Origin of the sequence: Streptomyces sp. NPDC007205 (genome assembly GCF_040634095.1) — a bacterium.
In the GTDB taxonomy this organism is placed as follows: Bacteria; Actinomycetota; Actinomycetes; order Streptomycetales; family Streptomycetaceae; genus Streptomyces.
This window is the reverse complement of record NZ_JBEYEW010000021.1, coordinates 99,318-123,942: the sequence shown is the minus strand read 5'-3', so window position 1 is coordinate 123,942 and position 24,625 is coordinate 99,318. Positions and strand designations below refer to the sequence as shown.

20 protein-coding genes are annotated in these 24,625 nt (G+C 71.5%); 13 read left to right on the top strand and 7 right to left on the bottom strand.

The features are described from left to right. Nucleotides 1-114 precede the first annotated feature (114 nt). From ABZ624_RS29135 to glpK, 5 genes are all read left to right on the top strand, one after another. A complete protein-coding gene (locus tag ABZ624_RS29135; RefSeq protein WP_360095218.1) occupies nucleotides 115-561 on the top strand; it encodes a zinc ribbon domain-containing protein in 447 nt (148 codons plus the stop codon). After that, nucleotides 558-1,748, top strand: coding sequence for a lipid-transfer protein (locus tag ABZ624_RS29130; protein WP_360095215.1), 1,191 nt, complete (start codon nucleotides 558-560; stop codon nucleotides 1,746-1,748). Before ABZ624_RS29135 ends, ABZ624_RS29130 begins: the two co-directional genes overlap by 4 nt. Before the next feature lie 138 nt (nucleotides 1,749-1,886). Then, nucleotides 1,887-3,536: a GGDEF domain-containing protein gene (locus ABZ624_RS29125; protein WP_360095212.1), complete on the top strand. Its 1,650-nt coding sequence runs from the start codon at nucleotides 1,887-1,889 to the stop codon at nucleotides 3,534-3,536. A gap of 343 nt (nucleotides 3,537-3,879) precedes the next feature. Continuing rightward, nucleotides 3,880-4,629 (top strand): MIP/aquaporin family protein, encoded by a 750-nt coding sequence (locus tag ABZ624_RS29120; RefSeq protein ID WP_360095209.1) that lies wholly within the window; start codon nucleotides 3,880-3,882, stop codon nucleotides 4,627-4,629. A gap of 61 nt (nucleotides 4,630-4,690) precedes the next feature. Next, on the top strand, nucleotides 4,691-6,208 hold the full coding sequence (gene glpK, locus ABZ624_RS29115) for a glycerol kinase GlpK (protein ID WP_360095206.1): 1,518 nt from the start codon (nucleotides 4,691-4,693) through the stop codon (nucleotides 6,206-6,208). A 106-nt stretch (nucleotides 6,209-6,314) separates the two neighbouring features. Here the strand turns inward: glpK and ABZ624_RS29110 are convergent, their stop codons facing one another. The 4 genes from ABZ624_RS29110 to ABZ624_RS29095 form a co-directional block, all read right to left on the bottom strand. Further along, a complete protein-coding gene (locus ABZ624_RS29110) occupies nucleotides 6,315-6,920 on the bottom strand; it encodes an ATP/GTP-binding protein (protein WP_360095254.1) in 606 nt (201 codons plus the stop codon). 234 nt (nucleotides 6,921-7,154) lie between these two features. Then, complete coding sequence (locus ABZ624_RS29105; RefSeq protein ID WP_360095203.1) at nucleotides 7,155-7,550, bottom strand: DUF742 domain-containing protein; 396 nt, start codon at nucleotides 7,548-7,550, stop codon at nucleotides 7,155-7,157. Nucleotides 7,551-7,559: 9 nt separating this feature from the next. Then, complete coding sequence (locus ABZ624_RS29100; RefSeq protein WP_360095200.1) at nucleotides 7,560-7,994, bottom strand: roadblock/LC7 domain-containing protein; 435 nt, start codon at nucleotides 7,992-7,994, stop codon at nucleotides 7,560-7,562. After that, entirely contained in the window at nucleotides 7,991-11,386 is a 3,396-nt protein-coding gene (locus ABZ624_RS29095; RefSeq protein WP_360095197.1) for a nitrate- and nitrite sensing domain-containing protein, read from the bottom strand. The genes ABZ624_RS29100 and ABZ624_RS29095 overlap by 4 nt, the downstream gene beginning before the upstream one ends. Before the next feature lie 421 nt (nucleotides 11,387-11,807). On the opposite strand from ABZ624_RS29095, the gene ABZ624_RS29090 reads away from it, so the two are divergent. Then, a complete protein-coding gene (locus tag ABZ624_RS29090; RefSeq protein ID WP_360095251.1) occupies nucleotides 11,808-12,338 on the top strand; it encodes a hypothetical protein in 531 nt (176 codons plus the stop codon). A gap of 246 nt (nucleotides 12,339-12,584) precedes the next feature. Here ABZ624_RS29090 and ABZ624_RS29085 read toward each other — a convergent pair whose 3' ends face one another. Genes ABZ624_RS29085 through ABZ624_RS29075 form a run of 3 tightly spaced genes read right to left on the bottom strand, consistent with a single transcriptional unit; the run spans nucleotide 12,585 to nucleotide 14,739 of the window. Then, entirely contained in the window at nucleotides 12,585-13,772 is a 1,188-nt protein-coding gene (locus tag ABZ624_RS29085; RefSeq protein WP_360095194.1) for an FAD-dependent oxidoreductase, read from the bottom strand. Beyond that, nucleotides 13,769-14,419: a hypothetical protein gene (locus tag ABZ624_RS29080; protein ID WP_360095191.1), complete on the bottom strand. Its 651-nt coding sequence runs from the start codon at nucleotides 14,417-14,419 to the stop codon at nucleotides 13,769-13,771. The genes ABZ624_RS29085 and ABZ624_RS29080 overlap by 4 nt, the downstream gene beginning before the upstream one ends. After that, nucleotides 14,416-14,739, bottom strand: a complete 324-nt coding sequence (locus ABZ624_RS29075) for a bifunctional 3-phenylpropionate/cinnamic acid dioxygenase ferredoxin subunit (RefSeq protein WP_360095188.1) — start codon at nucleotides 14,737-14,739, stop codon at nucleotides 14,416-14,418. Before ABZ624_RS29075 ends, ABZ624_RS29080 begins: the two co-directional genes overlap by 4 nt. Before the next feature lie 312 nt (nucleotides 14,740-15,051). On the opposite strand from ABZ624_RS29075, the gene ABZ624_RS29070 reads away from it, so the two are divergent. The 7 genes from ABZ624_RS29070 to ABZ624_RS29040 all read left to right on the top strand — a co-directional run bounded on the left by ABZ624_RS29070 (nucleotide 15,052) and on the right by ABZ624_RS29040 (nucleotide 24,586). Next, nucleotides 15,052-15,891 (top strand): IclR family transcriptional regulator, encoded by an 840-nt coding sequence (locus tag ABZ624_RS29070; RefSeq protein WP_360095185.1) that lies wholly within the window; start codon nucleotides 15,052-15,054, stop codon nucleotides 15,889-15,891. A gap of 236 nt (nucleotides 15,892-16,127) precedes the next feature. Then, the gene (locus ABZ624_RS29065) at nucleotides 16,128-17,213 is read left to right on the top strand and encodes an S-(hydroxymethyl)mycothiol dehydrogenase (protein WP_360095182.1); all 1,086 of its coding nucleotides are present in this window, start codon (nucleotides 16,128-16,130) and stop codon (nucleotides 17,211-17,213) included. After that, a complete protein-coding gene (locus ABZ624_RS29060; protein WP_360095179.1) occupies nucleotides 17,210-17,830 on the top strand; it encodes an MBL fold metallo-hydrolase in 621 nt (206 codons plus the stop codon). Before ABZ624_RS29065 ends, ABZ624_RS29060 begins: the two co-directional genes overlap by 4 nt. Before the next feature lie 44 nt (nucleotides 17,831-17,874). After that, nucleotides 17,875-20,337: an FAD-dependent oxidoreductase gene (locus ABZ624_RS29055; protein WP_360095176.1), complete on the top strand. Its 2,463-nt coding sequence runs from the start codon at nucleotides 17,875-17,877 to the stop codon at nucleotides 20,335-20,337. Between the two features lie 68 nt (nucleotides 20,338-20,405). After that, on the top strand, nucleotides 20,406-21,536 hold the full coding sequence (locus tag ABZ624_RS29050; protein WP_360095173.1) for an aromatic ring-hydroxylating dioxygenase subunit alpha: 1,131 nt from the start codon (nucleotides 20,406-20,408) through the stop codon (nucleotides 21,534-21,536). Continuing rightward, nucleotides 21,529-22,995 (top strand): aldehyde dehydrogenase family protein, encoded by a 1,467-nt coding sequence (locus ABZ624_RS29045; RefSeq protein ID WP_360095170.1) that lies wholly within the window; start codon nucleotides 21,529-21,531, stop codon nucleotides 22,993-22,995. The genes ABZ624_RS29050 and ABZ624_RS29045 overlap by 8 nt, the downstream gene beginning before the upstream one ends. Nucleotides 22,996-23,014: 19 nt before the next feature. Further along, nucleotides 23,015-24,586: an amino acid permease gene (locus ABZ624_RS29040; protein WP_360095167.1), complete on the top strand. Its 1,572-nt coding sequence runs from the start codon at nucleotides 23,015-23,017 to the stop codon at nucleotides 24,584-24,586. Nucleotides 24,587-24,625 lie beyond the last annotated feature (39 nt).

The following is a 24,625-nucleotide window of genomic DNA, read 5'->3' as shown; positions in this document are numbered from 1 at the left end:
ATTCGGACCTACGACGCCCTCGACATGGGTTCGGTTCACGTGGACGCCCTGCCTTTTTGCGGCGGCCCGTGACACACTCCTGACGCTTCGTCAGAAACGGGGTGAGGAGAGGTCTTGCCGCACACACGCACACCCGCGGTCGCCGGCTGGTTCACCGGCGAGGGGGACGACTTCCGGCTCCTGGGCACCTGCTGCTCGTCCTGCGCCACGGTGTTCTTCCCGCGCGAGGACGCGCACTGCCGCAACCCGCACTGCGACAGCGGCTCACTGGAGGAGGTACCCCTGTCGAAAAGGGGACGAATCTGGTCGTACACGGACAGCCGCTACCGCCCTCCGTCACCCTATGTGAGCAATCCGGAACTTCCGTGGGAGCCTTACGCGTTGATCGCGGTGGAGCTGGAGGCCGAGCGGATGGTGGTGCTGGGGCAGGCGGCTCCCGGGGTCACCGTCGCCGATCTGACGGTGGGCATGGAGGCGGAGGTCGTCCCCGGAGTGCTCCATGAGGACGCGGAGACGGCCTGGACGACCTGGCACTGGCGGCCGACGGGGGTGAGGGCGTGACGACGGATGTGGCGGTGCTCGGCGCGGGCATGCACCCATGGGGCAAGTGGGGACGCTCCTTCGTGGAGTACGGGACGGCGGCGGCCCGCGCGGCGCTCGCGGACGCCGGTGTGGATTGGTGCGACGTCGGCTCGGTCGTGGGCGCGGACACGGTGCGTGGCGGTTATCCCGGTTATGTGGCGGGAGCGACGTTCGCCAAGGCCCTGGGCTGGCAGGGCGCCAGGGTCGCCAGTGTGTACGCGGCGTGCGCCTCCGGGGCGCAGGCGATCGCCGCGGCGCGGGCGCAGATCCTCGCCGGGCTCGCCGACGCCGTCCTCGTGGTGGGAGCGGACGCGGCACCCAAGGGGTTCTTCCGGCCCGCAGGCGGTGAGCGTCCCGAGGATCCGGACTGGCTGCGCTTCCGTCTGCTGGGCGCGACCAATCCGACGTACTTCGGGCTGTACGCGCGGCGGCGGATGGCGGTGCACGGGGACACGCCGGAGGACTTCGCCCTGGTGAAGGTGAAGAACTCCGCCATGGGTGCGCTCAACCCGTACGCGCGCTACCGCAAGCGGGTCACCGCCGAGGAGGTCGCCGCGTCCGCGGTGGTCGCCGATCCGCTGCGGCTGCTCGACATCTGCGCCACCTCCGACGGCGGCGCGGCCCTGGTGCTCTCCAGCCTGGACTTCGCGCACCGGCACGGTGTCGCCCGGCCGGTGCGCATCCGGGCGGTGTCGACGGTGACCCCGCGCTTCCCCAACACGGTGCTGGATCTTCCGGACATCGCCACGGACTCGGCGCTCGCCGTGCAGCCCCCCGGCGAGGCCTTCCGGGCCTCCATTGCCCGGGCGGCCTACGAGGAGGCGGGCGCAGGTCCCGAGGACCTCTCCCTCGCCGAGGTCTACGACCTGTCCACCGCACTGGAGTTGCAGTGGTACGAGGATCTGGGGCTGTGCGGCGAGGGCGAAGGGGCGAAGCTCCTGCGGGAGGGCGCGACGGCCCCGGGCGGCCGGACACCCGTCAACACCAGCGGCGGTCTTGCCTCCTTCGGGGAGGCGGTGCCGGCCCAGGCCATCGCCCAGGTGTGCGAGCTGACCTGGCAGCTGAGAGGCACGGCGGGCGACCGGCAGATCGCCGGGGCGCGGGTAGGGATTTCCGCCAACCAGGGGCTGTTCGGGCACGGTTCGGCGGTGATCGCGGTGAGATGACGCAGACGGGCCGGGACCGTCGTATGGCACGCACCAGTGACCAGGGAGGTCGTCCACGCTGTGTGATCACCCCGGAATGCTGCGTGAACGTCTCATGAACTGGGCCTGGGCGCACTCGGGCGGCGCCATCATGCTCCCGTGCACTCCTGGACGGACACTCTCCGCTTCGCCTTCCAGCCAGTGGTCAACCTCAGGACGGGCGCGGTCGCCGCACTGGAGATACTCGCCCGCCCTGAGACCGGTGGCATCCTGGCCGAGGCGCGCCGGGACCCTGAACTCGACGGGAATCTGGCGGTGTTGGCGCTGCGCGCCGCGACACGCAAGGAGACCCTGCTGCCGCTGCACCTCAACGTGTTCGCGGCCACCCTCGCCGACCTCGGCGGTCTGACCCCGCTGCACGACGCCGTGCGCGCGGCCGGGCGGATGCCCTGGGAGGTGACGCTGGACGTGGTGCCGCCCTGCACGCACGTGCCGCAGCAGGCCCTGCTGGAGGCGGTGACCGCGCTGCGCGAGCAGGGGTTCCGGATCAGCGCGGACGGCATCGGCGACGGCGACATGCCGCTTCGGCTGCTCACCGATCTCTCCCCCGACCTGGTCAAGCTCGACGCCTCCCTGCTGTCCCGGCCGGCCGCGGTACGGGCGATGCGCACCCTGTGCGAGGAGCTGGGTGCCCTGGTCGCGGTGGAGGGGGTCGAGACGGAACTGCAGTACGCGGCGGCGCTGTCGGCCGGGGCGCAGCTGGCCCAGGGCGAGCTGTTCGCACCGCCGGCCCGGATCCCCGCCGCTGACGTATACGTTCCGCCCCGCTCCCCCGGCGCCGTAGGCGTGCCCCGGTCCGGGCCGTCGGTGCGGGAGTTCGTGCGCCCGGCCGCCGTACTGCCGGTGACCGCCTCGGCAGGGCAGGTGCGCGCGCTGCTGACCGGATCGCCGGACGTCTCCGGTGTGCTGCTGGTGGACCAGGCCGGCCGGCCCGTGCGGTCGGTGCACCGCTCCCGGTTCCTGTTGTCGATGTCCGGCCGCTACGGGCACGCCCTGTACGCCGACCGGCCGGCCTTCAAGCTGGGGGACGCGCCCCGTACGGTCGGTGTCGACGCCACCGCCTGGGAGGTGCTGGACGTCGTCGCGATCGGCGGCCGGGGCCGGACCTCGGACGATGTCACGGTGGTCGACCGGCACGGGCGGTGCGTGGGTGTCGTACGGCTTGCGGATCTGGTGCGGGCGCTGGCCGAGAGCCGGGTCGAGGAGGCCGCGGGGCTCAATCCGCTGACTCGGCTGCCCGGTTCGGACGCGGTCACGGGCGAGGTCGACCGGTGGATCGCGGACGGCCGGACGTTCGCGCTCAGCTGGCTGGACATCGACCACTTCAAGCAGGTCAACGACGGCGCCGGGTTCGCTGCGGGCGACGAGCTGATCCGGTCGGTGGGGCGAGCCCTGCAGCACGCCGTGTCGGGGCACGCACGCGTGGGGCACATCGGCGGCGACGACTTCCTGATCCTGTCCGAGGAGGAGGCGCTCGGTCCACTGGTCGCCGCCGTGCTAGACGCGCCCTGGTCGGCGGGAGACCGGCCGGTCACGCTCTCCCTCGCGACCGTCGTGTGCGCACCGGGAAGCGTGGGCGACCACCGCCAGGCCGCCGCGCACCTCGCTCCGCTGAAAAAGGCGGCCAAGGCGCTGCACGGCGCGAGCTGGGTGCTGGGACGCGCCGGGCTGCCCGGTCACGAGGTCCGGCGCGGTCACGGGGCGGCGACGGCGCAGGCCGGTTACGCGGCCGCCGAGCCAGGGTGGTGAACATCCGTTCCGCGCATGGGCGTTGCATCGCGGCAGCAGGGGCACGGCCCCCGGGTGCGTCGCTGTCACCGGCGCCGTCGGCAACCTTGACGCCCCCGTGGCGCCGGTGAACACTTCCCGGTGTCAGCCGACATCGCCGTACATTCTCGGCGTTATCAGGCACTGCGCCACGGGTCTGTCCTGTTCCACGGCCCGCCCCTTCCTGGCGATACGGCTGCGAGGGCACGCTCGTCACGGACGCCGGGCGGGGCGTGGGGCTCCCCGCCTCCGGCTGAAGTCGCCACGAACTTTCCTGCACGGAGGCCGGGGCCGAGCGCCACCGGCCGGCGCCAAGGGAGCCGCCATGAGCAACGGAGACATTTTCGTCGGCGAGGTCATCGGCACCGCGATCCTGATCCTGTTCGGCGCGGGTGTCTGCGCCGCCGTCACTCTCAGGTACTCCAAGGCGCGGGCCTCGGGCTGGGTCGTCATCGCGTTCGGCTGGGGCTTCGGCGTCCTGGCGGGCGCGTACACCGCCGCTCCGCTCTCCGGTGGCCAGCTCAATCCCGCGGTCACCATCGGCATCGCCGTGGACACCGGCAAATGGGGCAAGGTCTGGGTGTATCTGCTGGGCGAGATCGTCGGCGCGATGCTGGGCGCCGTCCTCGCCTACCTGGTCTACCTCGCACAGTTCCAGGCCAACGTCCGCAAGGAGGGCACCACCGAGGGCACGGCCGACGAACCGGTTCCGACGCTCGGCGTCTTCTCGACGATCCCGGAGATCCGGAACCCGATCGCCAACCTCATCACCGAGATCATCGCGACGATGGCCCTCGTGCTGCCCGTGCTCGCCTTCGGGCTGACGAAGGGGCTCGGCGAGTCCGGCACCACGGTGCTGATCGTCTCACTGCTCGTCGTCGGCATCGGCCTCTCCCTCGGCGGGCCCACCGGCTACGCCATCAACCCGGCCCGCGACCTCGGCCCGCGCATCGTGCACACCTTCCTGCCGATCCCGAACAAGGGCACGTCCGACTGGGGTTACGCCTGGATCCCGGTGGTCGGCCCGCTGATCGGCGGGGCGCTCGCGGGCCTCGTCTACAACGCGGCCTTCTGACCCAGTGACTGCAACACGGCCTTCTGACCCAGCCACTGCCACCAGCGACCCAGGGACAGCCATGACGGACACCGCCGAGAAGTACGTCGCCGCCATCGACCAGGGCACCACGTCCAGCCGTTGCATCGTCTTCGACCACGGCGGCGCGATCGTCGCCGTGGACCAGCGTGAGCACCGCCAGATCTTCCCCAAGCCGGGCTGGGTGGAGCACGACGCGACCGAGATCTGGTCCAAGGTGCAGGCCGTGGTGGCCGGAGCACTGGCCAAGGCCGGGCTGCGCGCTGATCAGCTGAGCGCGCTCGGCATCACCAACCAGCGGGAGACGACGGTCCTGTGGGACCGCGCCACGGGCAAGCCCGTGCACAACGCGATCGTCTGGCAGGACACCCGTACCGCGGCCCTGTGCAGGGAGCTGGGCGGCGCGGAGGGCCAGGACCGCTTCCGCGAGCCGACCGGACTCCCGCTGGCCAGCTACTTCTCCGGCCCCAAGGCGGCCTGGCTGCTGGACCATGTGCCCGGCCTCAGGGAGCGGGCCGAACGCGGCGAGATCGCCTTCGGGACCATCGACTCCTGGCTGATCTGGAACCTCACCGGCGGCACCGAGGGCGGCCGGCACGTCACCGACGTCACGAACGCCGGCCGCACCCTGCTGATGAACCTGGAAACACTCCAGTGGGATCCCGCCATCCTGTCCGCCATGAACGTGCCCGAGGCGGTCCTGCCCGAGATCAGGTCCTCCGCCGAGGTGTACGGCACGGCGGTCGGGCAGCTCGCGGGCGTGCCCGTGGCCTCCGCGCTGGGCGACCAGCAGGCCGCCGTCTTCGGGCAGGGCTGCTACGACGTGGGCAGCGCGAAGAACACATACGGCACCGGGAGTTTCCTGCTGCTGAACACCGGGAACCGGCCGGTGCCGTCCAAGAGCGGGCTGCTGACGACGATGGGCTACAAGATCGGCGGGGAGGCGCCGGTGTACTGCCTGGAGGGGTCCATAGCGATAACGGGCGCGCTGGTCCAGTGGTTCCGCGACCAGCTCGGGATCATCCGCAGCGCCGACGAGATCGAGACTCTGGCGGCGAGTGTCGAGGACAACGGCGGCGCCTATATCGTGCCCGCGTTCTCCGGCCTGTTCGCGCCCTACTGGCGCTCCGACGCGCGCGGTGTGGTCACCGGTCTCACCCGGTACGTCACGAAGGCGCACCTCGCCCGTGCGGTGCTGGAGGCGACGAGCTGGCAGACCCGGGAGGTCGTGGACGCCATGTACCAGGACTCCGGGGTGCGGATCACCACGCTGAAGGTCGACGGCGGCATGACGAGGAACAACCTGCTCATGCAGCACCAGGCGGACGTCCTCGGCGTGCCGGTGATCCGGCCCCGGGTGTCGGAGACGACTTGTCTGGGCGCCGCCTACGCGGCCGGTCTGGCCACGGGCGTGTGGAACGACCTCGACGAGCTGAAGTCGCACTGGCAGCAGGACGCGCAGTGGACGCCGGCGATGGAGCCGTCGGTGCGCGAACGCGAGTACGGCAACTGGCGCAAGGCCGTGGAGAAGAGCTTCGGCTGGCTGGAGGAGGGCGCGTAGAAAACGCCGTACGCGCGCGTGTCCCGCACCGGACCACGGCCCGTACTCCGGTCGGCGGGAGTACGGGCCGTGCCCGTCGGTCGGCCGAGGGCGGACCGGCGGCGGTTCAGCCGAGTGCGGCCTGGCGGCGGTCGGCCGCGAAGTCCATCGCGTGCTGGACGACTCCGATGAGCACGTCCTTGACCGATTCCCGGTCACGCGCGTCGCACAGCAGCACCGGTACGCCCTCATCCAGGTCGAGGGCCTGCCGTACGGCCTCGGCCGGGTAACGGCCAGCGCCTTCGAAACAGTTGACGCCGACGAGGAAAGGTATGGAACGCCGCTCGAAGTAGTCCACGGCGGCGAAGCAGTCCTCCAGACGGCGGGTGTCGGCGAGGACGACGGCGCCGAGCGCGCCCTCGGACAGCTCGTCCCACATGAACCAGAACCGTTCCTGCCCGGGCGTGCCGAAGAGGTACAGCACCAGGTCCTCGCGCAGGGTGATGCGGCCGAAGTCCATGGCCACGGTGGTGGTGTGCTTGCCCTCCACACCGCTGGTGTCATCGACCGGGCGCCCTGCCTCGGTGAGCAGTTCCTCGGTGCGCAGCGGCCTGATCTCGCTGACCGCCCCGACGAGGGTCGTCTTGCCCACGCCGAAACCACCGGCCACGAGGATCTTGAGCGTGACCGGCTCGACCGGGGGCTTGCCGCGCTCAGAACGCCCGAAGATCATCGGTCTCTTCTCCTGCTTGATGGTGGTCGGGCGACGGCCGGCCGTGGCCGCCGCCAGGGGTGCCGCCAGAGATGTCGATGCCGGTACGTCGCGTACGCCGCACCCGGTCGGCGCCGCCACCGCTCCCCCACGGGACGGCGTACTCCTCGCGCCGGACCGGCAGCGGACGTGCCGGGACTCCGAGTCCATGCGGCGAGTGCCGGCCTGTCACTCAGTGCTCCGTTCCCGTGCCGGTCACAGCGCCCGGAGGCCGTTGATCACGTCACGCAGGATGCTTTCGTCCGGCAGCTCGGCCGGGGGCACCGGACGCGTGACATGGACGAGTTCCGTGTGCACGAGATCGCCGATGAGGACGCGCACCACACCGGTCGGCAGGTCGAGTTCGGCGGCGAGTTCGGCGACCGACTGCGGTTCGTCACGGCAGAGCCCGACGATCTCCACGTGCTCGGGCGACAGCGTCGGATCCGTTTCCGGGTCGCCCGCGTCGGGTTCCGTGACGACCACCGCGATCAGGTCCAGCCGGTGCTGGGCGGGACTCGTGGTGCGGCCGCGCGTCATGGCGTAGGGACGGACGACCGGTCCGGCCTCGTCGTCGAACCAGTGCTTTCTTCCCTGACCGTCTCCGCTCATGTCATCCCACTACCCGCCTGCGGACAGATCGGTGCGCGGCGCGGTGCCCAGATGCACGCCAACCCGCTTGACCAGGAGCGTCATCTCGTAGGCGACCTGTCCGACGTCGGAGTCGGCGTCGGAGAGGACGGCGAGGCAGCTGCCGTCACCGGCGGCGGTGACGAAGAGGAAGGCGTCGTCCAGTTCGACCACCGTCTGCCGGACGCTGCCCGCGTCGAAGTGACGGCCCACGCCCTTGGCAAGGCTGTGGAAGCCGGAGGCGACGGCGGCCAGATGTTCGCTGTCCTCCCTGGTCAGGTCCTTGGATGCGCCCGTTGGCAGCCCGTCGCCGGACAGGACGACGGCTTTGCGGATGCTGGCGACCCGGTCGACCAGGTCGTCCAGGAGCCAGTTCAGCTCCCCCTTGTTCGTCGCCGTGTGGCCGGTCGCCTTCGGTGCGGTCATCGACCGTCCCCCTTAGTCGTTCCTTGTGCTGTGCCGTTGTGGGCGCCGTCGCCCGCGGCATTGTCCCGCCGGCCGCGCTGCCAGCCACGCTGGAGCGAGGCCATCCGGTTGCGGACCTCCTCGGCGTCGCGGTCGGCGGGCTGCGCCGCGCGTTCGTCGCGCCGCGCGGTGTCCTGCTTGAGCTGGGGAGCCAGGCTGGCCTGGCGGACCCGCCGGGGCAGGAGCCCGGTGGCCGGTTCGGGAGCCACCGCGGCGCCCGAACCGGTGGCTGCGGGGCTGCCGGCGGAGGTGACGTCGCTGGCGTCAGTGGCTCCGGTGGTGCCGGGGGCACCAGTGGTGCCGGTGGTGGCGGTCGACGGGGTGTCCTGGGTGGGCAGGGCCTGGCGGCCGGACCGCGTCTCACCCGGCCGGGGCTCTTCGGTGGAGGGCTCGGCAGGTCCACCACGGGGACGGAACCTTTCGCCGGTCGGCTCGGCCGAACGACCGAGACGGTCCCGCTCTCCGAGCGTCCCGGCCGCTCCCGCACCGAATCGGCCCTGCTCACCGGCGAACTCGGCGTCACCACCACCGAAACCGCCCTGCTCACCAGGGAATTCAGCCCCGCCATCGCCAAAACGACCCTGGTCACCGGCGCGCTCAGCCCCGCCACCATCGAATCGGGCGCCCTCACCTGCAGCTTGGGCCTCGCGGCCGAAACGGAACCGCTCACCGGCAGGCTGGGCCGTACCCTCGTCCGACCGGTCCACGGCGCCCCGATCCGACCAGCCTGTGGCGCCGCCACCCGGCCGACCCGTGACAGCCGCATCCGGCCGACCGGTGACAGCCGCATCCGGCCGACCCGTGCCGCCGCCGTCCGGCCGACCCGGGGCACCTGTGCCGTCCCCGCTGGGTGAGCCGGGGCGGGTGCGGCGGGGCAGGGCGGGGACGTCGGGGGGCGGGGCGGCGCCGTCGGTGGAAGCCGTGCCGCGGTCCTGGGCGCGGTCGGTGAGTTCGGCGGGGCGGCGGGAGGCCGTGGTGCGCCGGCGGGCGGGCAGCGGAGCCAGTCCGCCCATGTCGGGGCGGCGGGAAGCGGCGGAGGGCTGCTGCTCCGGTTCGTCGCGGCGGGGCCGCTGGTCGGTGACGGGCTTGCCGTGCGAGCTGACCAGTTTGGGGGTCTGCCGGCGCGGCAGCGGGATGGCCCCGCGTTCCCCGGCCTCCTCACGCGGCGCACGGTCGGCGGACGCGGAGGGCGCCTGCTCTTCGGCGCGGGAGCGGGAGCGGCGGGGCAGGAAAAGCCCGCCGCGCTCGCTGTCCTCGCCGGCCAGGACGCCGGGGAAGTCGTCGATGGCGTCGAGATCGACGGGCGCCTCCAGCTCGACGGGGCCGTCCAGCAGCGAGGCCGGCAGGCCGGGCAGCGGTGCCGGCACCGCGGAACGTCCGCCGGCACGGCCCCCCGCCTGCCCGAGGCTCTTCTCCTGGCGGTCCCGGTCGAGGCGGAATCCGACACCGTTGGTGTCCGGTACGTCGTCACTCAGCAGCGCGTCGGGGATGAAGACGACGGCGGTCGTGCCGCCGTAGGGCGACGGCTGGAGGGAGACCCGGACGTTCTGGCGCTGGGCGAGCCGGCTGACCACGAACAGGCCGAGCCGGTCGGTGTCGGACAGTTCGAACTCGGGTGTCTCGGCGAGGCGCAGGTTGGCGTCGAGGAGCGCCTCGGCGGTCATGCCGAGACCCCGGTCGTGGATCTCCAGCGTGAAGCCGTTGGCGACCCGCTCACCGACCACCTGTACGGCGGTGTGCGGGGGCGAGAAGACCGTGGCGTTCTCCAGGAGTTCGGCCACGAGGTGGGTGAGGTCGGCGACGGCCGGGCCGGTGACGGCGACCCGGGGCAGCCGCCGGACCTCGATGCGTTCGTAGTCCTCGACCTCGGCGACGGCGGCCCGTACGACGTCCATCAGTTGCACCGGGCGGCGCCACTGCCGGGAGGGTGCGGCGCCGGAGAGGATCACCAGGCCCTCGGCGTGCCGCCGCATGCGGGTGGTGAGGTGGTCCAGACGGAAGAGGTCGGCGAGTTCGTCGGTGTCTTCGGTGCGGCGTTCCATGGTGTCGAGCAGGGTGAGCTGCTTGTGCAGCAGCACCTGGCTGCGGCGGGCGAGGTTGACGAAGACCTCGGAGACGCCGGACCGCAGTTCGGCCTGTTTGACGGCGGCCTCGACGGCGGCGCGCTGGAGGGTGTTGAGGGCCTGGCCGACCTCACCCATCTCGTTCTTGTCGTACTCCAGGCGCGGCGCCTCGGTCTCGACGTCGATCTGTTCGCCGGCGGACAGGCGGCGCATCACGCTGGGCAGCCGGACCCCGGACGCCTCGTGCGCCTCCAGGCGCAGCTGGCGCAGGTCGCGGATGAGACCGCGGCCGACGCGGACCGACAGGACGACGGAGAGCACGAGCGCGACCAGGCCGAGGAGGCCCGCGACGGCCGCCTGCAGGATGACGCCGATGGCCACGGGGCGCGTACGGTCCTGGAAGCGGTCGCCCACCTGGTCGTCGAGGGTGCCGAGGCCGGCCAGCACGTTCGCGGCCGCGGAGTCCCAGGTGCGGGCCGTGACACCGCGCGGAGTGCCGGAGTCCGTGCCGATGGTGGTCCGTTCGGCCGCGCGTAGCGAGGCGGTGGTGGCGTTCTTCCAGAAGCGTTCGTAGCGTTCGCGTTCGGCGGCGGGCAACAGCGGCAGGCTGACGTCGTACAGGACGGTGCGCTGGGCGACCAGGCCGGAGATGTCCCGGGTCTCGTCGCGGGTGAGCCGGCCGACGACCAGGGAGGAGCCGAGCAGGGCGTCCTCGCGGGAGAGCAGCTCGCGGGCGCGGCTGATGTTGACCATCGCGCGGGCCTGCGCGTCCAGGTCGACGTCGTCGATGCCTTCGAGGGCGCCGAGCAGCGTGAAACAGGGGTCGACGAGGCGGTTGTACTGCTCCAGGGCCTGGGCACGGGTGACGGTGCCCGCCTCGACGCTGTGGCGCAGGGAGTCGAGGCCGCCGAAGGCGTCGAGGACGGCGGTGAGGCGTTCGCTGTCGTCCGCGTCCATGGCGTCGAGGACGTCCCGGTCGGTGGCGTTCTTCTGGATCTTGGCGATGGCCCGGTCGGTGGCGGTGCGGGTGCGCTGCAGCGCGGTGAGGGCGTCGGCGGTCCGCGGGTCGGCGAGGTAGACGAGGGTCTGGCGGCGTTCCTGCTGAAGGACGCGGACGGTGTCCTCGGCGGGGTAGCCGATGTCCTCCTTGACGTCCGACACATGGAACAACCGGGCGACTTCGCGCCCTGTGAGTACCGTGGCGAAGCCCCAGATCGCGGTCAGGGACACCAGCGGCACGAGAAGCAGCGCCACGATCTTCCGGCGGATCGACTTCCCGCGAAAGCGCATGGCCTCCCCCAGCTCGACCCCCGCGGGCCGGGGGTGCACATGTACGTCAACAAACGGCGCGAGCCTACTACCGCCTCCCAGTTAACTCGAAGACATGTCCGGAGGGCGAACTTCCGCTTCAGCCCGGAGACATGGCGAGTTGTCCGGGCATTACGGGAGATTGCCACCGTGATCCGCTAGCCGCGCACGGGCTGAGCGTGATGCCATGGCCGGGCGGTTGGCTTGTTTTTTTCGCCGAGTGGGAATCTTCCCGCGATCTCGTTCGTCCTTCTCTACGGGAAATGGGGGCGGAATGGGCCACAGGAGCCGCATCCCGCACTCCGGCGGCGTAAAACTGCGCAAGCCGGGCAGCCACTGGGGGAGCCGGAGTCTTGTGACACCGGGGGCGAGCGGTCTGCTGGCGGTGGGGAGTGACACGGTGATGGGCACGGCGGAGCGGCGCGAAGCGCCCGAGGAGAGCATGGCGGGGCGCTCGGCGGCGCGGCGGCGCCTGGAGGCGCCGGATCGCGACATCCCGGTACGTGGGCGCGCCGCGGAGTCCCCGGGCCAACAGCGGCAGGACTACCGGCCGTTGTGGGTCGAGGAGCCCGCCCGACGGCACCCGCTGCCGGATCCGGTGCGTACGGCGGCGGTGCGCGCGGTCCTGATCATGGCGGTGACGCTGATCCAGGCGATGGTGGCGTTCCTGTGCACGATGGCCGGGTCCTGGCTGGCGTTCCCCATGGTGATCAGCAGCGTGGCGAGCACGGTGGTGGCCACCTGGGCCGTGGTCGATGTATGGGTGACCCGCCAGGTGTGGAGCCAGCGGTACGGCGTGGTCTCCGAGCCGAGCAGCACGGCCCGTGCGCTTCGCCGCGACCGGCGCGCCCGCCGGCGCGAGGAGCGCGCAGCCCTGCGTGAGCAGGAGCGGATACGCCGGCGGGGCGGCGCCGGGCAGTTGTCGCATCCCTGAGCGTGAGTGGCCGGGAGCACCGGGGGCCGGGAGCGGTTCTGGCCGGCACAACCGGGGCGGGACATGACGGGACGCGACCCGGGCGGGACGTGACGGCGCGTGACCCCGGGCGGGACGTGACGGGACGCGAGCCGGGCGGGACGTGAACGCGCAGGGCCGGACACGACCCCGGCAAGACGTGAGCAGACATGGTCTGGACGCCAGCCGGGCGGGGCCCGACCCGTACCGGACGACTCCGGCCCGCCGTCACAGCACGGCCGGTGCGATCCGTTCCCGCTCCTCCCGCTGGAGTTCGCGGCGGGCCCGCATGAAGGCGCGCGGCCGGTCCACTCCGAGGACAGCGACCGTACGGCCGTCCCGCTCGTAGTGAGCGAGGAAGCCGGCCTCCCCTGGGCCGTCGTCGGTGATCTCGCCCTCGGTGACGCGGACGGTGTCGCCATCACGGTGCCGGCCCGCGAACTGGATGCGGGAGCCGTACTGGTCGGACCAGAAGTACGGCACCGTGCGCACCGTTTCGACGGTGCGGCCGGCGAGCAGGTTGGTCACGGCGACGCGGGGTTGTTCGGTGGCAGAGGTCCAGTGCTCGGCCCGGCTCCCGCCCACGCGCGCGACGTCCCCGACCGCCACCACCTGGGGCAGGGCCGTCGCACAGCCGTCGTCGCACAGCACGCCGTCGTGGAGGGCGAGCGTCGAGCCCACCAGCCAGGACGTGTTGGGTATGGCGCCGATGCCGACGATCACGAGGTCGGCGGGGAGCGTGCGGCCGTCGGTGAGGGCGACACCGGTGACGGTGGCGGCGCCGCGCAGGCCGGCCACAGAGGTACCGGTGATGAGCTCCACCCCACCGCGACGGTGGAGCGCGGCACACACGGCGGCCATCCCGGCGCCGAGCTGGGGCACCAGCGGCAGCGGTGCGGCCTCGACCACCGTGACCTCGTGACCCAGACCCGCGCACGAGGAGGCGGTTTCGGCACCGATGAAGCCGCCGCCGATGACGACGATCCGGCGGGATCCTTGGCAGAGGCCGGCGCGCAGGGCCCGGGCGTCGTCCAGGGTGCGCAGGGTGTGCACGCCGGTGAGGCGCTCGCCGGGGATCCGGCGCGCGGCGGCCCCGGTGGCGATGACGACGGCGTCGGTCGAGACCGTACGGCCGTCTTCGAGAAGAACGGTACGACCGCGCGTGTCGAGGCCTCGGGCGCGGACGCCGAGCAGCCACTCGGCGTCGAGTCCGGCGGTGTCGTCGGCGTCGGTGAGGGCGAGGTGCTCCTCGTCGGTGCGGCCGGTGAGGAAGTCCTTGGAGAGGGGAGGCCGGTCATAGGGGCGGTGGGGTTCCTCGCCGACGATCACCAGTCGGCCGTCGAAGCCCTGGGTGCGCAGTTCACGGGCTGCGTAGAGCCCGGAGAGGGAGGCGCCGACGATGGTCACGGTCTTCATACGGCACGGCTCCTCGCGGGGGCGGCGGGGTGGTCGGGGCGGGCCGGTGCCTCATCGGAGGGACGGCGCATGGGTGTCCTGCCGGTGGGCCAGGAGCTGGGGGATCGGGGCACGAGCTGTCCCGGGGCGCGGGCCGTACGGCAGCGGCGCATGCGTGAGCAGTCGCCGCCGCGGTGGCAATCGCCGACGGAGTCCAGCCGGTCCGACCGGCCTGGGGCCATCTTCGCGCGGACCCACCGTCGCTCGGCCGTCTTGATGCGGTCCCGCCGGCCCTCGGCCATGCTCACGCGAACCTGCCGGCCCTCGGCCAGCTCCAGGCGGTCCCGCCGACCCTCGGCCATCCTCACGCGAACCCGCCGGCCCTCGGCCGGCTCCAGGCGGTCCCACCGCTCCTCGGCCGTCCTCACGCGAACCCGCCGGCCCTCGGCCGGCTCCAGGCGGTCCCACCGCTCCTCGGCCATCCTCACGCGGTCCCACCGCCCCTCGGCCGTCCTCACGCGAACCCGCCGCTCCTCGGCCGGCTTCATGCAGTCCCACCGCCCCCGGGCGATGTGCGTGCGATCGGGCCTCCTCCAGGCGGGGTTCAGTCGGTTCCACCAGCCGCGGGCCCCCTTCACACGGTCGCGGCGGTCGTGGGTCGTCTTCATGCGGCGGTGCCCTCCTCCGCGGTGAGGTGGACGTGGATGACGCCGTCCTCGACGGTGACACGGTGGGTGCGGACGGGGCGCCGGGCCGGCAGGCAGGTCGGTTCGCCGGTGCGCAGATCGAAGGACGCGGCGTGCAGCGGGCATTCGACCAGGCAGCCCTCCAGCCAGCCCTCGGAGAGGGACGCGTCCTGATGGGTACAGGTGTCGTCGATGGCGTAGAGCCCGCCGTCTTCGGTGCGGAACACGGCGATGGGCGGTGTGGTCTCGACGCGGACGGACTCACCCTCGGGGAGGTCTTCGAGGCGGCAGACGGGAATCACGGGCCCCCCTCTCGGTCCGGGACACTCGGTCCGGGACCTGCTCGATGCAGGCGTCAGGGATGCAGCCAGGAGTCCGGACCCGTGGTGGTCCGGCCGGCAGCGGTAAGGGAGTGGAGCGGCACAGCAATGCCGGACATCTGGGTCCGGGTCGTTCGGCACCCTTCCGGGATCCGGACGCTTGGGTAACATGATGTTTCGTATGGCGCACGCTCTAGCGCTATGCGCAACAGAATCCGCGCGGGACGACCGCCGCGTCAAGGGCTTCCCGCAGATGCGGCCCGAACCGGGCCCACAGGTGGTGAGAGTTGAGCCATGACCCGCACGCAGAAGCAGTCTGACCGCAGCGAGGAGACCACGGAGGACCCACGAGTCCCGGAGAGGCGGAACGGCCGCGGCGCGGTCAGCGCGGTGCAGTCGGTGGACCGCGCCGTGAGTGTGCTGGAGATCCTCGCCCGGCACGGCGAGGCGGGCGTCACCGAGATCGCCGAGGAACTGGACGTGCACAAGTCCACGGCCTTCCGGCTGCTCGGCGTCCTGGAGAACCGCGGCCTGGTGGCCCAGGCGAAGGACCGCGGCAAGTACTACCTCGGGGCCGGCGTACTGCGCCTGGCGGGGGCGGCGGCAGTGCGGCTGGACATCTCCCAGGAGGGCGTCCCGGTCTGCCGTGAGGTCGCCGACGAACTGGGCGAGACGGTGAACATCGCCGTGCTCGACGACGACGCGGCGGTCAACATCATGCAGGCCCGCGGCACCGCCTCCGTCACCGCCCAGAACTGGCTCGGCAGACGCACCCCGCTGCACGCCACCTCCAGCGGCAAGGTGCTGCTCGCGCACATGCCGCCCACCCTGCGAGAGGGCCTGCTGGCGCGCTCGTTGCCGCGGTTCACGGACCGGACGATCACCGGCGCGGCGATGCTGCGCGCCGAGTTGGAGGCCGTGGTCGAACAGGGCTACGGCGTCACGATCGAGGAACTGGAGCTGGGGCTCGCGGCCGTCGCGGCACCCGTGCGTGCGCATGACGGCAAGGTGATCGCCGCGATCAGCGTCTCGGGGCCGGTGTACCGGCTGAATCCGGACCGGCTGCCGGAGGTGGCGAAGCGGACGGTGGCGGCCGGCGCCGAGCTGTCGCGCCGTATGGGCTACGGCTTCTGAAGGGCTACGGCTTCTGAAGGGCTACGGCTTCTGAAGGAGTTGCAGCAGAGGGTCACGGCGGTGCGGGACCGGGGGCGTCCCCGGTCCCGCACCGCCGTGTGTCCGACGGGTTTCGCCCCACGGATTCCTTTTGCCAAGGGTTAACGCGCACCCCTTGACGGCCGTGTGACGCCGTTCTCAATATGTTCCCCATCGCGCAACCCATCGTGCAATGCGCAACAGCAGAGGAGCTTGTCGTGCCACACGAGGTCCGTGCCGTAGTCGCTGTCGAGAAGGGCGCACCCGTGGAGGTGCGGACGATCGTGGTTCCCGATCCAGGGCCCGGTGAGGTCCTGGTCAAGGTGCAGGCCTGCGGGGTGTGCCACACGGATCTCCACTACCGGGAGGGCGCGATCAGCGACGACTTCCCGTTCCTGCTGGGCCATGAGGCGGCCGGCACGATCGAGGCGGTCGGCGCGGGTGTCACCGACCTGCAGCCCGGTGACTACGTGGTGCTGGCCTGGCGGGCGCCCTGCGGCAGCTGCCGTTCGTGTCGCCGCGGCCGGCCCTGGTACTGCTTCGACTCCCGCAACGCGGCCCAGCCGATGACCCTGTTGGACGGCACCCCGCTCAGCAACGCCCTCGGCATCGGCGCGTTCGCCGAGAAGACGCTGGTCGCGGCGGGTCAGGCGGTGAAGATCGACCCCGCAGCGCGTCCCGAGGCGGCCGGGCTCATCGGCTGCGGGGTGATGGCCGGTTACGGGGCCGCGGTCAACACCGGCCATGTCGGCCGCGGTGACTCGGTCGCCGTCATCGGCTGCGGCGGTGTCGGTAACGCGGCCATCGCGGGCGCCTGCCTGAACGGCGCCATGAAGGTCATCGCCGTGGACATCGACGACAAGAAGCTCGACCAGGCGGAGAAGTTCGGCGCCACCCACACCGTCAACTCCCTGGGCACCGACCCGGTCGAGGCGGTTCGCGCCCTCACCGACGGCCACGGCGTGGACATCGCCATCGACGCGGTCGGCCGCCCCGAGACCTTCGAGCAGGCCTTCTACATGCGCGACCACGCCGGCCTGCTGGTGCAGGTCGGGGTGCCCGCCCCCGAGATGAAGGTGGAACTCCCGCTGATCGACGTCTTCTCGCGCGGCGGCGCGATCAAGTCCTCCTGGTACGGCGACTGTCTGCCGAGCCGGGACTTCCCCTTCCTGATCGACCAGTACCTGTACGGTCTGCTCGACCTGAACGCGTTCGTGTCCGAGACCATCTCCCTGGACCAGGTGGAGCAGGCGTTCGGCAAGATGCACCGGGGCGAGGTACTGCGCTCGGTGGTGGTGCTGTGAAGGGCGCCGTACGCATCGAACGCGTCGTCACCCACGGCACGTTCAGCCTCGACGGCGACACCTTCGACGTCGACAACAACGTCTGGCTGGTCGGTGACGAAGAGGAGGTGCTGATCGTGGACGCCGCGCACGACGCCGAGGCGATCCACCGCGCCACGGCGGGCCGCCGGGTCACCGCCGTCGTCTGCACCCACGCCCACGACGACCACATCGACGCCGCGGCGGCGCTCGCCACCCGCACCGGCGCGCCCGTCCTGCTCCACCCGGACGACCACGAGCTGTGGTCCCACACCCATCCCGGCCGCAAACCGGACGGCGAGCTGACCGACGGCCGCGTCCTCACGGTCGCCGGGATCGAACTGCAGGTCATCCACACCCCCGGCCACACCTGGGGCAGCTGCTGCCTGTACGCCCCGTTCCTCGGCGCCGTCTTCACCGGCGACACGCTCTTCCACGGCGGTCCCGGCGCCACCGGCCGCTCCTACTCGGACCGCCCCACGATCGAGGCGTCCCTGCGCGCCCGGCTGCTGACCCTGCCGGGCGGCACCGTCGTCCACACCGGGCACGGCCAGGACACGACGATCGCCGCCGAGCGGCCGAACGTCCCCGCCGCCTGAGCGACTTCCCCGCACCTGCCATCCCCGCCACCACAAGGAGGGGCATGTCCAGCACCCCCGAACACCGGTCCCAGGGCCCCCGCGTCGTCGTCATCGGCGCCGGTATCGTCGGCTGCTCCCTCGCCGACGAACTGACCGCCCGCGGCTGGACCGACGTCACGGTCCTCGAACAGGGCCCGCTCCCCGCCCCAGGCGGTTCCACCTCCCACGCGCCCGGACTCGTCTTCCAGACCAGTCCCTCGAAGACCCTCGCGGAGTTCGCCAAGTACACCGTCGAGAAGTTCTGTTCCCTCGAGGTCGACGGCGTCTCCTGCTTCCAGCAGGTCGGCGGCCTGGAACTCGCCACGACCCCCGAGCGCCTGGCGGAACTGCACCGCAGGGCCGGTTACGCCGCCTCCTGGGGCATCCGCGGCGAGGTCGTGGGCACCGCCCGTTGCAAGGAACTCTGGCCACTTCTGGACGAGTCGGTCGTCGTCGGTGGATTCCACACGCCCGACGACGGCCTGGCCCGGGCCCTGCTCGCGGCCCGCGCCCAGATGGACCGGGCCACCGAGCGCGGCGCCCGCTTCCTGGACCGTCACACGGTCACCGGCATCGAGCAGGAGGACGGCCGGGTCACCGCCGTGGTCACCGACCAGGGCACCTTCCCCGCCGACCATGTCGTCTCTGCGGCCGGATTCTGGGGGCCGGTGATCGGCCGCATGGCCGGCATCGACGTACCGCTGCAGCCGCTCGCGCACCAGTACGCCAGGACCAGGCCGCTGCCCGAGCTGGGGGGCGCCACGGCCGAGGCCTCGAAGCCGATCCTCCGTTTCCAGGACCGGGATCTGTACTTCCGCGAGCACACGGACCGCATCGGCATCGGCTCGTACGCGCACCGGCCGCTGCCGGTGGACCCGTTCGCCGTGCTCGCGTACGACGCGGCCCGCGCGCAGGACTTGGAGATGCCGTCCTCGTACCCCTTCACGGAGGACGACTGGGCGCCGAGCTGGGAGGACTGCCGGCGGCTGCTGCCCGCGCTGCGGACGACGGAGATCGAGACCGGGTTCAACGGCGTCTTCTCCTTCACCCCGGACGGCATGCCGGTCCTCGGAGAAGCCCGGCAACTGCGCGGCTTCTGGCTGGCCGAGGCGGTCTGGGTGACGCACTCCGCGGGGGTGGCGAAGGCGGTGGCCGAGTGGATGGTCGACGGGCGGCCCTCGGTCGACGTGCACGAGTGTGACCTCACGCGGTTCGAGGAGGCGCAGCGTTCACCGTCGTACGTCCGTGAACGCGGTTCACAGCAGTTCGTCGAGGTGTACGACGTGCTGCACCCCCTGCAGCCGATGGAGCAGCCACGGCCGCTGCGCGTCAGTCCCTTCCACGCCCGTCAGCAGCAACTCGGCGCCTTCTTCCTGGAGGGCACCGGCTGGGAACGTCCGCACTGGTACGAGGCGAACGCCCCGCTCGTGGACGCTCTCGGCGACCTCCCCGAGCGCGACGCCTGGTCGGCCCGCTACTGGTCCCCGATCGCCGCCGCCGAGGCGAGGACGACCCGCGAGAAGGTCGCCCTGTACGACATGACCCCGCTGCGCCGCCTGGAGGTGACCGGACCCGGCGCGCTCGTCTTCCTGGACCGCATGACCAGCAACAACCTCCGCAAGAAGCCCGGCGCGGTCACCTACACCCTGCTCCTGGACGAGGCCGGAGGCATCCGCTCCGACCTCACCGTCGCCCGTCTCGCCCGCGACCGCTTCCAGGTCGGGGCCAACTCCCCCGCCGACCTCGACCGGCTGCTGCGGCACGCGCCCGACGACGTCCAGGTCAGGGACATCACCTCCGGCACCTGCTGCATCGGCGTCTGGGGACCGCTCGCCCGCGACCTGGTCCAGCCGCTGACCCGCGACGACTTCTCCCACGAGGGCTTCGGCTACTTCCGGGCCAAGCAGACCTACCTCGGCCATGTGCCGGTGACGGCGATGCGCCTCAGCTATGTCGGTGAGCTGGGCTGGGAGCTGTACACCACGGCCGACCTGGGGCTCCGGCTCTGGGACACGCTGTGGGAGGCCGGCCAGGAGCACGGCGTGATCGCGGCCGGGCGGTCCGCCTTCAACTCCCTGCGGCTGGAGAAGGGCTACCGGGCCTGGGGCACCGACATGACCGACGAGCACGATCCGTTCGAGGCGGGCGTCGGCTTCGCGGTCCGTATGGACAAGGAGGACTTCGTCGGCAAGGCGGCGCTGGAGCGGGCCGGTGAGCCCTCCCGCCGGCTCACCCCGCTCCTCCTCGACGACCCCGCAGCCGTGGTGCTCGGCAAGGAGCCGGTGCTGGTCGACGGCGCCCCGGCCGGCTATGTGACCAGCGCGTCGTACGGCTACACGCTCGGCCGCTGCATCGCCTACGCCTGGCTCCCGGCGGGCCTTGCCACCGGCACCGGCGTGCACATCGAGTACTTCGGCGAGAAGGTGCCGGCCACCGTCGCCGACGAGCCGCTGTTCGACCCGAAGATGACCCGCATCCGTCGTTAGGAGACGGCCATCCGATCGGCCTGTTCGACCCCGCCCCTCTCACCACCGCGCCCGCCCGAGGAGCCCCCGTGACGACGACCCCGATCCCCCCGAGCCTCATCGCGACCCTTCCGGGCCACTACTACACCGACCCGGATGTCTTCCGGCAGGAGCAAGAGAACCTCTTCGAGTCCCTGTGGTTCTGCGCGGTCCGCAGCGCCGACCTGGACAAGCCGGGGGCCTTCCGCACGGTCCAGGTGGGCCGCGAGAACGTCATCATCACCCGCACGCGTACGGGTGAGCTGCGCGCCTTCCTGAACGTGTGCCGGCACCGGGGCGCCCGGCTGTGCATGGAGGAGTCCGGCGAGGTGCGCCGCGCTCTGCAGTGCCCTTACCACGCGTGGACGTACGACCTTGACGGCAAGTTGATCGCCGCACCCAACTTGATCAAGATGCCGGACATTGATCGAGTCGCGTACGGGTTGATCAAGGTGGCCCTGCGCGAGTGGCTCGGCTACGCCTGGGTGTGCCTCGCCGACGAACCGCCCTCCTTCGAGGACACCGTGATGTACGCGGCCGTGGAACGGCTCGGCGACGCCGCCGCCATCGAGCACTACGGCACCGAGCAGCTGGCCCTCGGCAAGCGGATCACCTACGACGTGAAGGCCAACTGGAAGCTGATCGTCGAGAACTTCATGGAGTGCTACCACTGCGCCACGATCCACCCCGAACTCACCGAGGTGCTCCCGGAGTTCGCCGACGGGTACGCCGCCCAGTACTACGTCGGGCACGGCGCGGAGTTCGGCGAGCGGATCAAGGGGTTCACGGTCGACGGCAGCGAGGGCTTCGGCAAGCTCCCGGAGGTCCGCGCCGACCAGGACCGCCGCTACTACGCCATCACGATCAAGCCGACCGTGTTCGTCAACCTCGTCCCCGACCACGTCATCCTGCACCGGATGTTCCCGCTGGCCGAGGACCGCACGGTCGTGGAGTGCGACTGGCTGTACGCGCCGGAGGTGGTGGCGTCGGGCGCGGACGTGTCGAAGTCCGTGGAGCTGTTCCACCGGGTCAACGTGCAGGACTTCGAGGCCTGCGAGCGCACCCAGCCGGCGATGTCCTCGCGCGCGTACCGCGGGGGCGGTGTGCTGGTCCCGAACGAGCACCACATCGGGATCTTCCACGAGTGGCTGCTGACCCGGCTGGGAGACGTCCATGCCTGATTTCTTCATCGACGGCGAGTGGCGCAGCGCCCTGGACGAGCGCACCCGCGAGATCCGCTGCCCGGCCGACGGCTCCCTGGTCGGGGTCGTGGACGAGGCCGGCGGCAAGGACACCGTGGAGGCGATCGCGGCGGCCCGGCGCGCCTTCGACACCGGCCCCTGGCCGCGTACGCCCGCGCAGGAGCGCGGCGACCTGCTGCTGCGGGTCGCGGACCTCCTCGTCCGCGACAAGGACGCCCTCGCCCGCGCCGAGTCCCTGGACACGGGCAAGCGGCTGGTGGAGAGCGCGTACGACATGGACGATGTCGTCAACTGTTTCCGCTACTTCGGGCGGCTGGCCGCGACCGAGACCGGGCGGGTGGTCGACACCGGCCGGGAGGGCGTCGACAGCCGGGTGGTCCACGAACCGGTCGGCGTCTGCGCGTTGATCACACCCTGGAACTATCCGCTGCTGCAGACCGCGTGGAAGGTCGCGCCGGCCCTCGCGGCGGGCAACACCTTCGTGCTGAAACCGAGCGAGCTGACCCCGCACACCGCGATCCACCTGGTGCGGCTGCTGGCGGAGGCGGGGCTGCCGGCGGGCGTGGCCAACCTGGTGCTGGGCGCCGGCCCGGAGGCGGGCGCCCCGCTGGGCGACCATCCGGACGTCGACCTGGTCTCCTTCACCGGCGGCCTGCAGACCGGCCGCAGACTGATGGCGGCCGCCGCCGGCACGGTGAAGAAGATCGCGCTCGAACTCGGCGGCAAGAACCCCAACATCGTCTTCGCGGACGCCGACTTCGACGCGGCGGTGGACATGGCGCTGACCGCCGTGTTCCTGCACTCCGGGCAGGTGTGCTCGGCCGGGGCCCGGCTGCTGGTCCAGGACGCGCTGCACGACCCGTTCGTGGACGAGGTCGTACGCCGGGCCCGGCTGATCCGGCTGGGCGGCCCGTTCGACGAGCGGGCGCAGACCGGGCCGCTGATCTCGGCGGCCCACCGGGCGAAGGTCGAGGCATATGTGGCCAAGGGCATCGAGGAGGGCGCGGTGCTGCGGTGCGGCGGCGCCCGGCCCTCCGGCCCCGGCCACGACGAGGGCTTCTACTACCTTCCGACCGTCCTGGACGCGTGCACCAGCGGCATGTCCGTGGTCCGGGAGGAGTCCTTCGGGCCGGTGCTGACCGTCGAGCGGTTCACCACCGAAGAGGAGGCCGTACGGCTCGCCAACGACACCGTCTACGGCCTCGCGGGCGCCGTCTGGACCCGCGACGAGGCCAGGGCGGCCCGGGTCGCGGCGGGGCTGCGCCTCGGCACGGTCTGGATCAACGACTACCACCCGTATGTGCCCCAGGCCGAGTGGGGTGGTTACAAGCAGTCCGGGTTCGGGCGTGAACTCGGACCGGCGGGGCTCGCCGAGTACCGCGAGACGAAACACATCTGGCGCACCACCGCGCCGGCACCGCAGGGCTGGTTCGACTGACAGCCAGAGGAGTCACCTCATGACGACCACCGAGCAATCCCCAGGTCCCCACCACCACGACGACGCCGAACTCGCGGAGTTCGGCTACAAACCCGAGCTCAAGCGCACTCTCGGCAACTTCCACACCTTCGCCGCCGGGATCAGCTACATCTCGATCCTGACGGGCACCTTCCAGCTGTTCTACTTCGGCTACGGCAGCGGCGGTCCGGCCTACTGGTGGTCGTGGCCGATGGTGTTCTTCGGCCAGTTCACCGTCGCCCTGTGCTTCGCGGAACTCGCCGCCCGCTACCCGGTGGCCGGCTCGGTCTACAACTGGTCGAAGAAGATCGGCAATCCGCATCTCGGCTGGCTGGCCGGGTGGATGATGTTGATCGCGTCCATCGTGTCCATCTCGGCGGTCGCGCTGGCCTACCAGTTGACGCTGCCGCAGATCTCCTCCACGTTCCAGTTCGTCGGCGACGGCACCGGCAAGTACGACGTGGCGACCAACGCGGTCGTCCTCGCGGCCGTGTTGATCCTGTTCACCACGCTGATCAACGCTTTCGGCGTCAAGTTGATGGCCACGATCAACACGGCGGGCGTCTTCATCGAGTTGATCGCCACCGTTGTATTGATCACCTTGTTCGCCGTCCACATCACCCGCGGCCCTCAAGTCGTCATGCAGACGAACCACACGGGATCGGGTTACTCAACGGGTTACCTCGGCGCCTTCCTGGTGGCCTCACTGGCCTCGGCGTACGTCATGTACGGCTTCGACACCGCCGCCTCGCTCGGCGAGGAGTCCCTGGACCCGTCCCGGAACGCCCCGCGCGCCATCATCCGCGCGATCGTCGCCTCCTTCGTCCTGGGCGGACTGGTCCTGCTGCTGGCGCTGATGAGCGTCTCCAGCCTCAAGGGCGACAAGCTGTCCACGGACGGCCTGCAGTACATCGTGCTCGACGTGCTGGGTCCCACGGCCGGCAAGGCGATGCTGTGGTGCGTGCTGATCGCGGTCACGGTGTGCGCGCTGGCCGTGCACACGGCGGCGATACGGCTGGCGTTCGCCATGGCCCGGGACAACAACCTGCCCGCGTCCTCGCTGCTGGCCCGGGTCAGCCCGCGCTTCCGGACCCCGGTCCTGCCGGCCGTGATCATCGGTGTGCTGGCGCTGGCGATCCTCGTGGTCAACATCCGCCAGCCGCAGATCTTCACGGTCGTCACCAGCATCGGCATCATCATGATCTACCTCGCCTACCTGGGTGTCACGGTGCCGATGCTGGTGGCCCGGCTGCGCGGCAGGTGGCAGCCGGCGGGCGGGGGCCGGTTCTCGCTGGGCCGCTGGGGGCTGCTCGTCAACATCGTCGCGGTCGTGTGGGGCGCGGCCATGACGGTCAACCTGATCTGGCCGCGCGCCGCGGTCTACAACGCGAGCGCGCCGTACCACTGGTATCTGCGCTGGGGCGCGGTGCTGTTCGTCGCGGTCATCGCGGGCGGCGGCTTCGCCTACTACTGGTTCGTCCAGCGCCACCGCACCGGCGTGCTCGCCGAGCACCGCCTGGAGGCGGCGTCCGCCGCGGACTCGGCTCCCCTCGCCGCCCCGGCGGCCGACTGACTCCGCCCCACACCGACCGATTCCGATGGATTCTGGCGG

What these genes read in the sequence shown, in the direction of transcription:
- ABZ624_RS29120 (WP_360095209.1), top strand. Translation starts at nt 3,880, where the DNA reads ATGAGCAACGGAGACATTTTCGTCGGCGAGGTCATCGGCACCGCGATC.
- glpK (WP_360095206.1), top strand. Translation starts at nt 4,691, where the DNA reads ATGACGGACACCGCCGAGAAGTACGTCGCCGCCATCGACCAGGGCACC.
- ABZ624_RS29110 (WP_360095254.1), bottom strand. Translation starts at nt 6,920, where the DNA reads ATGATCTTCGGGCGTTCTGAGCGCGGCAAGCCCCCGGTCGAGCCGGTC.
- ABZ624_RS29105 (WP_360095203.1), bottom strand. Translation starts at nt 7,550, where the DNA reads ATGAGCGGAGACGGTCAGGGAAGAAAGCACTGGTTCGACGACGAGGCC.
- ABZ624_RS29100 (WP_360095200.1), bottom strand. Translation starts at nt 7,994, where the DNA reads ATGACCGCACCGAAGGCGACCGGCCACACGGCGACGAACAAGGGGGAG.
- ABZ624_RS29095 (WP_360095197.1), bottom strand. Translation starts at nt 11,386, where the DNA reads ATGCGCTTTCGCGGGAAGTCGATCCGCCGGAAGATCGTGGCGCTGCTT.
- ABZ624_RS29090 (WP_360095251.1), top strand. Translation starts at nt 11,808, where the DNA reads ATGGGCACGGCGGAGCGGCGCGAAGCGCCCGAGGAGAGCATGGCGGGG.
- ABZ624_RS29085 (WP_360095194.1), bottom strand. Translation starts at nt 13,772, where the DNA reads ATGAAGACCGTGACCATCGTCGGCGCCTCCCTCTCCGGGCTCTACGCA.
- ABZ624_RS29080 (WP_360095191.1), bottom strand. Translation starts at nt 14,419, where the DNA reads ATGAAGACGACCCACGACCGCCGCGACCGTGTGAAGGGGGCCCGCGGC.
- ABZ624_RS29070 (WP_360095185.1), top strand. Translation starts at nt 15,052, where the DNA reads ATGACCCGCACGCAGAAGCAGTCTGACCGCAGCGAGGAGACCACGGAG.
- ABZ624_RS29055 (WP_360095176.1), top strand. Translation starts at nt 17,875, where the DNA reads ATGTCCAGCACCCCCGAACACCGGTCCCAGGGCCCCCGCGTCGTCGTC.
- ABZ624_RS29045 (WP_360095170.1), top strand. Translation starts at nt 21,529, where the DNA reads ATGCCTGATTTCTTCATCGACGGCGAGTGGCGCAGCGCCCTGGACGAG.
- ABZ624_RS29040 (WP_360095167.1), top strand. Translation starts at nt 23,015, where the DNA reads ATGACGACCACCGAGCAATCCCCAGGTCCCCACCACCACGACGACGCC.